The organism is Rothia sp. QJM3NY_36 (genome assembly GCF_056173115.1).
The window spans coordinates 2,009,490-2,022,461 of the sequence record NZ_CM149658.1; the positions used below are offsets into that span (position 1 = coordinate 2,009,490).

Annotated in this window: 12 protein-coding genes and 1 riboswitch; of the genes, 5 read left to right on the forward strand and 7 right to left on the reverse strand. The window is 72.6% G+C overall.

Annotated elements, in window-relative coordinates; translation table 11 throughout:
• Positions 1-36: 36 nt before the first annotated feature.
• Positions 37-633, reverse strand: coding sequence for a nucleotide exchange factor GrpE (locus AC0VXQ_RS08935; RefSeq protein WP_058730651.1), 597 nt, complete (start codon positions 631-633; stop codon positions 37-39).
• 5 nt (positions 634-638) lie between these two features.
• A complete protein-coding gene (gene dnaK, locus AC0VXQ_RS08940; RefSeq protein WP_058730650.1) occupies positions 639-2,492 on the reverse strand; it encodes a molecular chaperone DnaK in 1,854 nt (617 codons plus the stop codon).
• Between the two features lie 231 nt (positions 2,493-2,723).
• On the opposite strand from dnaK, the gene AC0VXQ_RS08945 reads away from it, so the two are divergent.
• The 4 genes from AC0VXQ_RS08945 to AC0VXQ_RS08960 all read left to right on the forward strand — a co-directional run bounded on the left by AC0VXQ_RS08945 (position 2,724) and on the right by AC0VXQ_RS08960 (position 6,299).
• Positions 2,724-3,236, forward strand: coding sequence for a low molecular weight protein-tyrosine-phosphatase (locus AC0VXQ_RS08945; protein WP_061225334.1), 513 nt, complete (start codon positions 2,724-2,726; stop codon positions 3,234-3,236).
• A 6-nt stretch (positions 3,237-3,242) separates the two neighbouring features.
• Positions 3,243-3,836, forward strand: a complete 594-nt coding sequence (locus AC0VXQ_RS08950; RefSeq protein WP_061225333.1) for a nucleoside/nucleotide kinase family protein — start codon at positions 3,243-3,245, stop codon at positions 3,834-3,836.
• Positions 3,837-4,033: 197 nt separating this feature from the next.
• Complete coding sequence (locus AC0VXQ_RS08955) at positions 4,034-5,224, forward strand: multidrug effflux MFS transporter (protein ID WP_260007523.1); 1,191 nt, start codon at positions 4,034-4,036, stop codon at positions 5,222-5,224.
• Between the two features lie 163 nt (positions 5,225-5,387).
• On the forward strand, positions 5,388-6,299 hold the full coding sequence (locus AC0VXQ_RS08960) for an aminotransferase class IV (RefSeq protein ID WP_061225332.1): 912 nt from the start codon (positions 5,388-5,390) through the stop codon (positions 6,297-6,299).
• 246 nt (positions 6,300-6,545) lie between these two features.
• Here AC0VXQ_RS08960 and AC0VXQ_RS08965 read toward each other — a convergent pair whose 3' ends face one another.
• The 5 genes from AC0VXQ_RS08965 to AC0VXQ_RS08985 form a co-directional block, all read right to left on the reverse strand.
• Positions 6,546-7,985, reverse strand: coding sequence for an FtsX-like permease family protein (locus AC0VXQ_RS08965; protein WP_129357698.1), 1,440 nt, complete (start codon positions 7,983-7,985; stop codon positions 6,546-6,548).
• Between the two features lie 4 nt (positions 7,986-7,989).
• A complete protein-coding gene (locus AC0VXQ_RS08970) occupies positions 7,990-8,766 on the reverse strand; it encodes an ABC transporter ATP-binding protein (protein ID WP_375542920.1) in 777 nt (258 codons plus the stop codon).
• A 369-nt stretch (positions 8,767-9,135) separates the two neighbouring features.
• Complete coding sequence (locus AC0VXQ_RS08975; protein WP_064725174.1) at positions 9,136-9,918, reverse strand: energy-coupling factor transporter transmembrane component T family protein; 783 nt, start codon at positions 9,916-9,918, stop codon at positions 9,136-9,138.
• Between the two features lie 10 nt (positions 9,919-9,928).
• Positions 9,929-11,644, reverse strand: coding sequence for an ABC transporter ATP-binding protein (locus tag AC0VXQ_RS08980; RefSeq protein WP_475528443.1), 1,716 nt, complete (start codon positions 11,642-11,644; stop codon positions 9,929-9,931).
• Positions 11,645-11,664: 20 nt separating this feature from the next.
• Complete coding sequence (locus AC0VXQ_RS08985) at positions 11,665-12,285, reverse strand: ECF transporter S component (RefSeq protein WP_058731216.1); 621 nt, start codon at positions 12,283-12,285, stop codon at positions 11,665-11,667.
• Between the two features lie 73 nt (positions 12,286-12,358).
• Positions 12,359-12,463: riboswitch (TPP riboswitch) on the reverse strand.
• 222 nt (positions 12,464-12,685) lie between these two features.
• On the opposite strand from AC0VXQ_RS08985, the gene AC0VXQ_RS08990 reads away from it, so the two are divergent.
• On the forward strand, positions 12,686-12,958 hold the full coding sequence (locus AC0VXQ_RS08990; RefSeq protein ID WP_058731217.1) for a DUF4235 domain-containing protein: 273 nt from the start codon (positions 12,686-12,688) through the stop codon (positions 12,956-12,958).
• The last annotated feature ends 14 nt before the right edge of the window (positions 12,959-12,972 follow it).

Sequence of the window (12,972 nt, forward strand, 5' to 3'; positions counted from 1 at the left end):
CAAGCGCGGGGTCCGGGGATCCTGCCTACCCCTGGGTCACGGGGCCACGGCCACGGCCACCTGGGCCGGGCGCAGCACCCGCTCGCCGATGCGGTAGCCGTTGCGCATGACCATGGCCAGCCGGTCCGGCTCCACCTCCTCGGTGGGCTGCTGCATGACCGCCTCGTGCACGTGCGGGTCGAAGGCCTCCCCGACCTCGCCGAAGCGCTCCAGGCCCTGACGGGTCAGCGCCTCCTCGAGCTTCCGGGCGATCGAGGCGAAGGGTCCCTCCGCCAGGTCCCCGTGCCGGCGCGCGGCGTCGATGTCGTCGATCACCGGCAGCAGGGCCGTGACGACGTCGCCCACCACGTACTCGCGCAGACCGTCCTTCTCCTTGGCCGAGCGGTTCCGGAAGTTCTGGAACTCCGCCTGCAGGCGGCGCAGATCCTCCAGACGCTCCTCGGCCAGCCGGTGCCCGTCCTGGGCCGCGGACTCGGAGTCCGCGGGCTCCTCCGCGGCCTCCTGCTCGTCCGCAGCGCTCTGCGCGGTGGCCTCGGCGCCCTCGGCCTCCGAGGCGGATTCCGCGTCGGGGGCGTGGAAGGCCTCCTCCAGCGGGTCCCCGTCCTGCGGGTTCTCGGTGGTGTTCTCAGCCATATCCCTTACTTCTTCTCGTCTTCGTCGTCCACGACCTCGGCGTCGACGACGTCATCCTCGTTCGCGTCCGCGTTGGCCGCACCGGCGTCCGCGGCACCCTCACCGGCCTGGGCCTGGGCGTAGATGGCCTCGCCCAGCTTGGTCTGGGACGACTGCAGCTTCTCGAAGGCGGACTTCACGGCGTCGTCGTCCTCGCCCTCCAGGGCCTTCTTCAGCTCGTCGACGTCGGACTGGACCTCGGACTTGACGTCCTCGGGCAGCTTGTCCTCGTTGTCCTTGAGCAGCTTCTCGATCTGGTAGGCGCTGTTCTCCGCGGTGTTGCGCAGATCCTGGGCCTCGCGGCGCTTCTTGTCCGCCTCGGCGTTGGCCTCGGCGTCCTTGACCATGCGGTCGATGTCCTCCTTGGACAGCGAGGTCCCGCCGGTGATGGTCATGGACTGCTCCTTGCCGGTGCCCTTGTCCGTGGCGGACACGTGCACGATGCCGTTGGCGTCGATGTCGAAGGTGACCTCGATCTGCGGCACCCCGCGCGGGGCCGGGGCGATGCCGGTCAGCTCGAAGGTGCCCAGGTTCTTGTTGTCCCGGGTGAACTCGCGCTCGCCCTGGAAGACCTGGATGGACACGGACGGCTGGTTGTCCTCGGCAGTGGTGAAGGTCTCGGACCGCTTGGTCGGGATCGCGGTGTTGCGCTCGATCAGCTTGGTCATGACCCCGCCCTTGGTCTCGATGCCCAGGGACAGCGGGGTGACGTCGATCAGCAGGACGTCCTTGCGGTCGCCCTTGAGCACGCCGGCCTGCAGGGCCGCGCCGTCGGCGACGACCTCATCCGGGTTCACGCCCTTGTTCGGGTCCTTGCCGGAGAGCTCCTTGACCAGGTCCACGACGGCGGGCATGCGGGTCGAGCCGCCGACCAGCACGACGTGGGCGATGTCGGAGACCTTGACCCCGGCCTCGTCGATGACGTCGTGGAACGGCTTCTTGGTCCGATCCAGCAGGTCCTTGGTCAGGTCCTGGAACTTGGCGCGGGACAGGGACTCGTCCAGGTGCACCGGGCCGTCGGAGGTGACGGACAGGTACTGCAGGGAGATGTTGGTGGAGGAGGCGGAGGACAGCTCCTTCTTGGCCTGCTCCGCCGCCTCCTTCAGGCGCTGCAGGGCGATCTTGTCCTTGGACAGGTCAGCCCCGGTCTTGGACTTGACCTGCTGCAGCAGCCAGTCCACGATCCGCTGATCCCAGTCGTCGCCGCCCAGGCGGTTGTCGCCGGCGGTGGCGCGGACCTGGATGGTGGAGAAGCCGTCGTCGTCCTTGCCGACCTCCAGGAGGGAGACGTCGAAGGTGCCGCCGCCGAGGTCGTAGACCAGGATCAGCTCATCCTCGTTGCCCTTCTCCAGGCCGTAGGCCAGGGCCGCGGCGGTGGGCTCGTTGACGATGCGCAGGACGTTCAGGCCCGCGATCTCGCCGGCCTCCTTGGTGGCCTGGCGCTCGGCGTCGTTGAAGTAGGCCGGGACGGTGATGACCGCGTCGGTGACCTTGTCGTTGAGGTAGGCCTCCGCGTCCGCCTTCAGCTTCTGCAGGATGCGCGCGGAGATCTCCTGCGCGGTGTACTTCTTGCCGTCGATCTCCTCGGTCCAGTCGGTGCCCATGTGGCGCTTGACGGAGGAGATGGTGCGCTCGACGTTGGTGACGGCCTGGCGCTTGGCCACGCCGCCGACCAGGGTCTCGCCGTCCTTGCCGAAGGCGACGACGGACGGGGTGGTGCGGGTGCCCTCCGCGTTGGCGATGACGACGGGCTCCCCGCCCTCCAGGGCCGCGACGCAGGAGTTGGTGGTGCCGAGGTCGATGCCGACTGCACGTGACATGTGGTGATGCTCCTTCATGGTCTCGAGTGAACCGGGGCCCCGCCCGCTGCCCGCGGGAGGTGAGCACCCGGAGGTCTCACTTCTTGAGTTGTCCTGACTCAAGTCTACGCATCGGGCCCCACCTGTCAACAGGTTTGAGTCGGTTCGACTCAACTTTTCTGCGCCGCCTTGGATCGCGCCGGTTCCGGCACCCGCCGCCCTTCCCTCACCGCGCCTGGGTAGGCTGAACCCATGACCCGCATCATCACCGTGTGCACCGGCAACATCTGCCGCTCCCCCATGGCCGAGTACCTGATCCGCCGCGCCGTCGAACGGGCCGACCTGCCGGAGGTGACGGTGGAGTCCTTCGGCATCAGCGACGAGGAGCGGGGCAACCCCGTGGATCCGCGCGCCGCCCGGGTGCTTCAGGCCGAGGGCATCGACGCCTCCGGGCACCGGGCCCGCCAGGTCACCGCCGCGGACCTCGCCGCGGCCGACCTCGTGCTGGCCCTGGACCTGCCGCACGAGCGAGCCCTGCGCGGCCTGGCCGAGACCGAGCGGGACGCCGAGAAGATCCACCTGCTGCGCGAGTTCGATCCCGAGGCCGCGCACCTGAAGCACCGCAGCCTCGGCATCTACGACCCCTGGTACGGCGACGAGGAGGACTTCGAGACCACCTTCGAGATGATCGACGCCGCCGTGCCCGGCGTCGTGGACTGGGCCCGCGAGCACGGTCCGGCCGACGCCGAGACCGCGCGGGGCTGAGCCGCCGTGTCCGCCGGGCGCACCTGGGTCATCGAGAACCACGACCCCGAGGACGCCGACGTCGCCGGGATCCTCGAGCAGCTGCTGGGCCGCGACGGAACCCTCCCGCCCGAGCACTGGAGGAACCGGGCGCCGCTGGTGCTCGCGGTGGACGGGCGCTCCGGAGCCGGCAAGACCTCCCTGGCCGCCCGCCTGGCCGCGGCCGCCGCGGCCCGGTGCCCGGCCGGCGTCGTGCTGTTCCACCTGGAGGACCTCTACCCCGGCTGGGATGGGCTCACCGAGGGCGTGCGCCTGTGGACCGAGATGCTCACCCGCCTGCTGGACGGGCGCGACGCCGCCTGGCGCGCCTGGGACTGGGCGGCCGGCGCCCCCGATCCCGCCGAGCGCATCCTGTCGGCCGAGGCCGCCCTGATCATCGCCGAGGGGGTCGGGGCCAGCGCCCCCGGACACCCCGAGGTCGTGCCGGACCTGACCGTGTGGCTGCAGCTGCCCGCGGCGCAGCGGCGTCGGCGGGCGCTGGCCCGCGACGGGGAGCTCTACCGTCCGCATTGGGAGCGCTGGGCCGCGCAGGAGGACGCGCTGCTGGCCCGACTGCCCTGAGCCGGGCCGGCGGGCCTCGCCCGGGCCACCCGACGCCGTCCCCCGGGCCGGCGCGGCTTACGGGGGCGCCCGCTTTTCCTCTACCATCGTCCCGTCAGCCGGCGCGACGCCGGACTCCCCGCCGACCGCCTCGACCGGTCCGCGCTCCCCAGGAAGGGACCTCCTCGCCCATGGGCCACCAGAGCACCGCTCCCCGCGTGAGCGTCCCCCTGCTGATCGTGTTCGGCACCCTCTCCGGGATCGGACCGCTGGCCACGGACATGTACCTCGCGGCCTTCCCCCGGATGTCCGAGGACCTGGACACCCAGGCCTCCACCATCCAGCTCACCCTCTCCGCGTGCATGCTGGGGCTGGCCCTGGGGCAGCTGCTCATCGGCCCGCTCTCGGACCAGTGGGGCCGACGCCGCCCCCTGATGATCGGCTCGGCGGTGTGCTTCCTGGCCTCCCTGGGCTGTGCCCTGGCCCCCACCGTGGAGGTGCTCATCGGCTTCCGGCTGCTGATGGGGCTGTCCGGGGCTGCCGGCATCGTGCTGGCCCGCTCGATGATCGCGGATCTGACCGTGGGCACCCAGACCACCCGGTACATGAACTACATGATGATGATCAACGGCCTGGCCCCGGTGCTGGCACCCACCGTGGGCGGGCTGATCCTGGCGGTGTCCACCTGGCGCACCGTGTTCTGGGTGCTCACCACGGTGACCCTGCTGATGGCGGCGGCGGTGTTCGTCCTGGTCCCGGAGAGCCTGCCTGCCGAGCGCCGCCACTCCGGGGGCCTGCGGACGGTGGGCCGCGGGGTGGCCGCGATGGTGCGCCGCCCCCGATACGTGGGGTTCGTGATCGCCTTCGTCCTCTCCTTCGGCACCCTGTTCTCCTACATCTCCGGGTCCACCTACGTCCTGCAGAACGTCCTGGGGATGAGCTCCACCGCCTACGCCCTGGCCTTCGGGGCGAACTCCCTGGGGATCCTCCTCTTCTCCGTCCTGTCCAACGCGCTGCTGAGCCGCACCGTCCCGGAGCGGATCGCCCCGGTGGGGCTGAGCATCGTCGCGGTCTCGGCCCTGACCCTGCTGGGCCTGACCCTCGCCGGGGCCCTCTCGCTGCCCGTGGTGCTGGTGCTGCTGTTCCTGTGCGCCGGCTGCCAGGGCCTGATCTTCGGCAACATCACGTCGCTGGCCCTGAGCCAGGGCCGGGACTACGCCGGGGCGGCGTCGGCCCTGCTGGGGTGCCTGCAGTTCGGCATGGGCGGGCTCGTCTCCCCGCTGGTCGGGCTCGGCGGGGACCACGCCGTCGCCCCGATGGCGATCAGCATGAGCATCTGCGCCCTCGCGGCCCTGACGGTGTTCCTGACGACCCGCGCCCGCACCGCCACCCACCCCCAGACCACCTGATGCGACGCCCCCTCTCTGACGCCCGGCCCGACGCCCCGCCCCCGACGCCCGCCCTGGCGCCGAGTCATCGATTCCGACGACTTTTCGCCTGAAAATCCGTCGGAATCGATGACTGGGCGCCAGGGCGCAGGGGATGCTGCGGCGGGGTGGGCAGAATGGGGGCATGAGTGAGCTTCCCGCAGACCGCAGGCCGCCCGTCGTCGTCCGAGTGGATGACGCGCACCCGGACGGCGAGGTGCTCGACGCCGCCGCGCCCCTGATCGGCATCGAGGACGAGGGGTACACCCGCGGGGACGGGGTCTTCGAGACCATGCTCGCCGTCGACGGCGCGGTGCGGAAGCTGCCCCGGCACCTGGCCCGCCTGGCCCACTCCGCCCGGCTCCTGCAGCTGCCGGCCCCGGACGAGGACCGGTGGCGCGCCGCCGTCGCCACGGTCCTGCGGGTGGCCGCCCGGGAGGGCATCGGCACCGCCACCGACCTCGGCGAGGAGACCGTGGTGAAGCTGCTGGTCAGCCGGGGAGACCCGACGCGCGGGGCCTACGGCCTCGTCATCGTCTCCCCGGTCCCGGAATCCACCCTCGCCGCCCGTGAGCAGGGGGTGCGGGCGCTGCTGCTGCCCCGCGGGCACGATCCCGCCGAGGACGCCGCCTACCCGTGGCTGCTGACCGGCGCCAAGACCCTCTCCTATGCGGTGAATATGGCGGTGCTGCGCCACGTCCGCTCCCTCGGCGCGCAGGACGCGATCTGGACGGCGTCGGATCGCCGGATCCTGGAGGGGGCCACCAGCTCGGTGATCGCGGCCCGGCGCACCGGGGACCGGATCACCCTGCTCACTCCGGAGCCGAACCACGGCATCCTGCCCGGCACCACCCAGGGGGCGATCTTCGCGGCGGCGCGCGAGCGCGGCTGGGAGCTGGGCTACGGCCCCCTGTACCCGGTGGACCTGCTGGAGTCCGACGGCGTGTGGCTGGCTTCCTCGGTGCGTCTGCTCGCCCCCGTGACCCACCTGGACCACCAGGTCCTGCCCGTGGATCGGGAGCTGACCCGCCTCCTGACCTCCTTCCTCACGGCCTGAGCACCGGCCGCCCGGCGATCTCCCCGCCGGGCCGGCGCTTTCGTTCCCACACAGGAGGCCACCCCTCGCCGAGTCGGCGCTCCCGTTCCCACACGAGAGGCCATCCCTCGCCGAAACGGCACTCTCGTTCCCGAAAACCGCGATTATGGGAACGGCTGCGCCGTCTCGCGAGAGACCGGGAACGAGAGCGCCGGGTCGCGAGGGGTCGGGAACGAGAGCACCGGGCCGCCGGGGCACGGCGTCGGCTCAGCCCGCGGCCAGGGCGGCCACCGGGGAGACCCGGGTGACCCGGCGGGCCGGCAGCGCGGCGGCGATCCCGGTGATCACCGCGCACCCCAGCAGCACCAGCCCGATCATCGCCCACGGCGGCGTGGGGAGGAAGAACCCGATCCCATCCACGCTGGCCAGCATGGACAGCGCGCCGCACCAGCCGTAGAGGATGCCCAGCGGGATCGCGAACAGGGCCGCGGCCAGCGTCAGCTGCGCCGTCTCCGCGAGGATCATCCGCCACAGCCCCGCGGTGGACAGGCCGATGGTGCGCAGCATCCCCAGCTCGCGGGTGCGCTGCATGACTGAGGCCTGCATGTTGTTGACCACCCCGATCGCGGCGATGACCAGGGAGAACACCAGCATCGCGGTGAGGAACCACAGCACGTCGTCGATGCTGCGCATGACCGAACTGGTCTGATCCTCCGCGATCCCCAGCTCCCGACTCCACCGCGTCATGACCGTCTGGAACGTCTGCCCCAGGGTCGCGAACATCATGATGAGGGTGATCCCGATGACCAGGCCCATCGAGGTGCGCGAGGCGCGCAGCGGGTGCCGTCGGGCGCTGCCGGCGGCCAGTCGCCCCGCGGCCGAGGCCCGCAGCGGCAGGCCCGCCAGCCCCAGGAACGCGGGCATGATCCACGCCGAGCCCAGCGCGATCCCGGTGAAGGAGACGATGCCGCCGAGGAAGCCGAGGAGCACCCCCGCCGAGGAGGCGAAGCCCACCAGCACGCCCAGACCCAGCAGGCCCGCACCGAGGACGATGCCGAGCAGCGCCAGGACCAGCAGCGCCCGGCTGCCGCGGCGCAGGGTCTTCAGGGCGGGTTCCACGGTGCGCCGGGTCCCCTCGATCGGGGAGACGGCGAGCACCGGGCGGGCCCCGCGCCAGGCTGCCCACCAGGCCATCAGCACCACGACCGCACCGGGCACTGCGGTGCCGGGGGTGATCGCGAAGCCCAGGGGCGCGGCGTCGGGCCGGTGCTCGAGCCAGGCGGCCGCGCCGAGGGCGGCGACGTCGGCCAGGACCGTGCCCAGCACCGCGCCGACCCCGCCCACGATCAGCCCTTCCACGCCGATCCCGCGGCGCAGGGAGGGAGCCGAGGCGCCGAGCAGGCGCAGCAGGGCGATGGTGCGGGTGCGTCCGGCGACGACGATCGAGAAGGTGTTCACGACGACGATCGCGGCCACGAAGATCGCGATGCCGAAGAAGACGGTGCCGAGCAGGCCGAGCATCAGCGCGATCCCACCCTCCGCTCCGTCCGCGCCTTCCGGACCGGCGATGAGGTGGGCGAGCAGCTGGGTCCCCGCGATCATGGCGGCCCCGAAGAAGGCGGCGACGGCGCAGATCAGCAGGGTCGAGAGGTGCTGGCGGGGCTCGCGGGCGATCTCGCGGACGGCGTTCCTGACGGTCTTGGCCATGGTGCTACGCTTCCAGGTTCAGCATGGTCGCGGCGATCTGCTCGGGGGTTCCGGAGCCCTCGGTGCGGACGATGCGCCCGTCGGCCAGGTAGACCACGCGGTCCGCGTGGGCGGCGGCCTTGGGGTCGTGGGTGACCATCAGGATGGCCTGGCCCATCTCCCGGGCGGCGGCCTGCAGCAGGCTCAGCACCTCCCCGGCCGCGCGGGAGTCGAGGTTGCCGGTGGGCTCGTCGGCCAGGACCAGGGCGGGACGGGTCGCGAGCGCCCGAGCGATGGCCACCCGCTGCTGCTGCCCGCCGGAGAGCTCCCCGGGCCGGTGGTTGACGCGCCCGGTGAGACCCAGACGCTCCAACAGGAGGTCGATCCACTGCCGCTGCTCGGCGGTGGGCCTGCGGTCGTCCAGTTCGAAGGGCAGGAGGATGTTCTCCCGCACGTCCATGGTGGGCATGAGGTTGAAGGCCTGGAAGATGAAGCCGACGCGGCGGCGGCGCACCGAGGTCAGCGCGGCGTCGGACAGCCCGGTGATCTCCTGCCCGCCGATCCACACGCGGCCCTCGGTGGGGGTCTCCAGCCCGGCCATCAGGTGCATCAGGGTGGATTTGCCGGAGCCGGAGGGTCCCATGACGGCGGTGAATCCGCCCGGGGCCACCTCCAGGTCCACCCCGCGCACCGCGGTGACGGCCTGCGGGCCGGTGCCGTAGATCTTCCGAACCCCGCGGGCGACGGCGACGGGGGCCGCTTCCCGGGCGGGATCGGGCTGGGCGGTGGCGGAGGCGGGGATGGCGGGCTCGGAGTGAGCGGGCTCAGGCCCGGGCTGTACGACGGTGGGGGTGGCCCAGGGAGAGTCTGGCTGGGTGGTCACGGTGGGATCGCTCCTCGGGGGATCGGGGACGTTTTCTGTCACCCTCCACTCTCGTGAAGCGCGGGGCTGGAGTCAGTGGCCCCAGATCTGATCCGGGGTAGACCTGGCTCCACTGTTCCCCTCCCCGCCAGCCCTCACATGACGTCCGTCCCCCACGACCCGGCGCATCCGTACCCAGAATCCGCATTTTCGGGAACGAATGCGCCGCCTCGCGAGAAGGAAGGAGAGGGATGGGAACGAATGCGCCGGGTCGCGGAACCGAACGGAACGGGCCGGATCCCGGGCGGGTCAGAAGATCGTGCGGTAGGAGCCCAGGGCGAGGGAGGCGCCGACCGCGATCACCGGGATCAGCAGCCCGAGGATCAGCACCACGACGTCGACCCGGTGGTAGGTCGGCGGGTTCAGCCAGGTGCGCGGCCCGGCGCCGAAGCCGCGGGCCTCCATCGTCACCGCCAGCCGCGAGGCGCGGCGCAGGGCCTGGACCATGAGGGCGAAGGCCTGCTGGGCGAAGCCCGTGGTGAGCGCGACCAGCGCGGAGCGGGAGCCGATGCCGCGGGCCCGCCGGGCGGCGGCCAGGGTCTGCCACTCCGCGGCCAGCAGACCCATGAGACGGAAGGCCGCCACCGCGGAGAGCACGAAGCGGGCGGGCAGCCGGAAGGTCTGGGCCAGGGACTCCCCCAGCTCGTGGGCGTCGGTGCTGGCCAGGAACATCACCGAGATCAGGGCCAGCGCGCAGCCGCGCAGCATGATGGCGATCCCGGAGTCGAGGGAGCCGGTGCTGACCTGCCACGGCCCCAGATCCAGCAGCAGGCGCCCCGACTTCTCCGCCATCAGGGCCGTGGCCCACCCGGAGAGCACCGCGGCCGCGAAGATGAACCACAGCTTCCGGGCCACCGCCCACGGGCGCATCCCGGCCGCCGTCATCGCCGCGAGGAGCAGGACGAGCCCCAGGCTGGAGGTCACCCAATCCAGGCTCACCACGAAGACGAGGGTCTGCAGGGTGGCCACGACGATCTTGGTGGCGGCGTTGGTGCGGCCCAGGGCGCTGGCCCGGGCGAAGACCGGATCCATCAGCTCCACCTCAGCCCACCTCCCCGAGCCCGACGGCGCGGCGGGCGCCCCCGTCGTCGTCGGCCTCCCGCGGGCGATGCTCGGGCGCACCCAGGTCCAGGCGCCGCCCGCCGAGGGCGGCCGCGAAGTCCAGGTCGTGGGTCACGGACACGACGGCGGTGCCCTCGGCCATCAGCTCGCCCAGCAGCCGCACGAGCCGGGCCCAGGTGATCGCGTCCTGCCCGAAGGTCGGCTCGTCCAGGACGAGCACCCGCGGGCGGGCGGCCAGGGCCGTGCCCACGGACAGCCGACGCTTCTCCCCGCCGGAGAGGGTGAAGGGGTTGGCCTCGGCCACCCGGTCCAGGCGCAGCCGCTCCAGCAGGTCCTCGGCCCGGGCGCCCGGATCCTCGGCCCCGCTCAGCCGCGCCCCCAGCTCCAGCTCCTCGGCCACCGTGGCCTTGACGAACTGGTGCTCGGGCTCCTGGAACACGGTGCCGATGCGCCGGATCAGCTCCGGTGAGGACCAGCACATCGGGTCCCAGGACACCCCCGGGTCCCCGCGCAGCCCCTCGGCGGCGACGACGAGCCCGGCGGCCGGCCACTGCAGACCGGCCAGGGTCAGGGCCAGGGTGGACTTCCCCGCGCCGTTGGGGCCCACCACGGCCAGGTGCTGCCCGGCGCGCAGCGTCAGGTCGATGCCGCGGGAGGCCACCGGGGCCGTCCGGGCCCACGGCTCCCGTTCGGCCGCCGCGGCCGGAGGCGCCTCGGTGGACGACGCCGCGGCGCGGCGTCGGACCCGGGCCCAGCGCCGCTGCGGATGGGTCCGGGTCACCGCCAGATCCCGGGCCGCCAGCAGCCTCTCGCCTCCCGCGGGGGGTTCGGCACCGCCGGAGTCCCGCCCGGTGCTCCAGGCATCGGCGGTCCCCGCCTCCTCGGTCCCGGGCACGGCGGGCCTCGACCCGCCTCCCGCGACGCCGTCGGCCTCCCCCGGACCCACCGGGACGTGCCCGGGCACCCACACCCCGGCGTGGATCAGCTCCCGACGGCCGGCCCCGAGGACCTCCTCGGGGGCGCCGTCGTGGCTGATGCCGCCGGCCGGGCGCAGCACGATCACCCGGTCCACGTGCGGGGCCCACACCCCCACGCGATGCTCCACCACGACCAGCGTGGAGCCGTACTCCCGCACGGCGCGCAGCACCGCGTCGCGCACCTCCTCCACCCCAGCCGGGTCCAGGTTGGCGGTGGGCTCATCCAGCAGCAGCAGACCCGGGCGCATCGCGAGGATCCCGGCCAGTCCCAGGCGCTGCTTCTGCCCGCCGGACAGCGCCGACGTCGGACGCTCCCAGTCCAGGTCCAGGCCCACCGCCGCCAGGGCCTCCTCGCAGCGGGGGCGGATCTGCTCGCGGGGCACCCCGAGGTTCTCCGGGCCGAAGGCGAGGTCCTGACCCACCCGGGAGAGCACGATCGAGGCCTCCGGGTCCTGCTGCATCAGCCCCACCCGGCCCCGAGCCCGGGCGGCGGGGAACCCGTCGATCAGGGCGGTGCCCAGCGCCGGGTCCTCCTCCTGGTCCAGCACCCCGGCCAGGGCGTGCAGGAGCGTGGACTTCCCGGCGCCGGAGGGCCCCAGCAGCAGCACCTTCTGCCCCGGCGGGATCTCCAGGGTGACGTCGCGGAAGGCCGGCTCGGACCGGTTGGGGTAGTGCCAGCCGAAGCCCTCGGTGGTGACGGCGGCCGCGCGAGACGCCATCGGTCGGGTCTGCATCGGGGTCAGGCCGGGCGACGTCGGGAAGCGGCGCGCCGGGCGTCCCGACCGGCGGCCACGGAGTCCAGGACGCCGGTGGCCACCAGCCCGCGGGTCAGCGCCCAGGCGCCGAGACCCGCGAGGACCAGCCCGGAGACGGCGCCGCACAGCACGTAGACCAGCTTGTAGTCCATGGTCCACTCGGGGTTGTAGATGATGTTCTCCATGACGGCCATGACCACCCCGGAGGCGAGACCGGAGAGCAGGGCCACCGGCAGGTCGAAGCGGCGGTAGGCGAACAGCAGGAACACCAGCTCCGCCCCGACGCCCTGGTACAGCCCCGACCAGATGACGGTCAGCCCGAAGCTGGAGCCCAGCAGGGCGGAGATGATCGCGGCGACCAGCTCGCAGTACAGGGCGGCCCCGGGCTTGCGGATGATCAGCCCGCCCAGGGGGCCGGCGATCAGCCAGGCGCCGCCGATCAGCCCGCCCAGCGGCGGGAACCCGGCGGTCGCGGCGCTGCTGGCCGGGTACACGGCGTTGTTCCAGACGAAGAAGATCAGCGAGCAGGCCGCGGCGATGACCGAGGCGATGACGATGTCCACGACCCGCCAGCTGCGGCGTCGGGTGCTCGTGGTGGTGTTCATGAGGACTCCTCCTGGGGATGGCAGGAGGGGAGACGCCGCGACGTCGCCCGGCGAGGGGCCGGGATGGGCCGCGGGGTCCGAGAACTCGACTTCCTCCGGCGGTATGAACCGCGTCAGGTTCGAGGGTCTGCACCGGTGTGCACTCTCAGCCCCGGTCGGGGCTCCCCTGTCGTAGTGGACGTCCCCACCCTAGCGCAGCGGCGGTTCGGGAGCCTTCCGGTGTTTCGGGAGCCCTCCGAGTGCTCCCAAACCACCGGAAGGCTCCCGCATCGGGGCGCCCCCTCCCGCACCGGCGGGTGCGGCGGGGCCGAGCGGGCCGTAAGCTGAGGTGGATGCGCGGGAGATCACTCGACGACGCCGGGTGCCCGCGCCGGCGAACCACGAAAGCTAAGGAGCAGGAATGAGCAATCCCCTGATCAAGATCGGTTCCACGGTGGCCTCCCTCGGCGGGGTCGCCCTGGCCAACAAGGTGCTCAGCGCCGGGTGGCGGAAGGTCACCGGCAACGAGCCGCCCGAGGACAACGCGGATCCCGAGGAGTCGCTGCGCGACATCATCGTGTGGTCCCTGATCACCGGCCTGGTGGGCACCCTCATCAAGGTGGGCATCACCCGCGCGGCCAACAAGGCCGACCGGAAGGATCAGGTGCAGCGCGGCGGCCAGCGGGAGGTCTGAGCCGCACCGGCCCC

Bases quoted from the DNA above. Each gene is read 5' to 3' on its own strand.
- AC0VXQ_RS08985 (WP_058731216.1), bottom strand. From the start codon at position 12,285: ATGAACACCACCACGAGCACCCGACGCCGCAGCTGGCGGGTCGTGGAC.
- AC0VXQ_RS08945 (WP_061225334.1), top strand. From the start codon at position 2,724: ATGACCCGCATCATCACCGTGTGCACCGGCAACATCTGCCGCTCCCCC.
- AC0VXQ_RS08975 (WP_064725174.1), bottom strand. From the start codon at position 9,918: ATGGATCCGGTCTTCGCCCGGGCCAGCGCCCTGGGCCGCACCAACGCC.
- AC0VXQ_RS08960 (WP_061225332.1), top strand. From the start codon at position 5,388: ATGAGTGAGCTTCCCGCAGACCGCAGGCCGCCCGTCGTCGTCCGAGTG.
- AC0VXQ_RS08980 (WP_475528443.1), bottom strand. From the start codon at position 11,644: ATGGCGTCTCGCGCGGCCGCCGTCACCACCGAGGGCTTCGGCTGGCAC.
- dnaK (WP_058730650.1), bottom strand. From the start codon at position 2,492: ATGTCACGTGCAGTCGGCATCGACCTCGGCACCACCAACTCCTGCGTC.
- AC0VXQ_RS08965 (WP_129357698.1), bottom strand. From the start codon at position 7,985: ATGGCCAAGACCGTCAGGAACGCCGTCCGCGAGATCGCCCGCGAGCCC.
- AC0VXQ_RS08990 (WP_058731217.1), top strand. From the start codon at position 12,686: ATGAGCAATCCCCTGATCAAGATCGGTTCCACGGTGGCCTCCCTCGGC.
- AC0VXQ_RS08935 (WP_058730651.1), bottom strand. From the start codon at position 633: ATGGCTGAGAACACCACCGAGAACCCGCAGGACGGGGACCCGCTGGAG.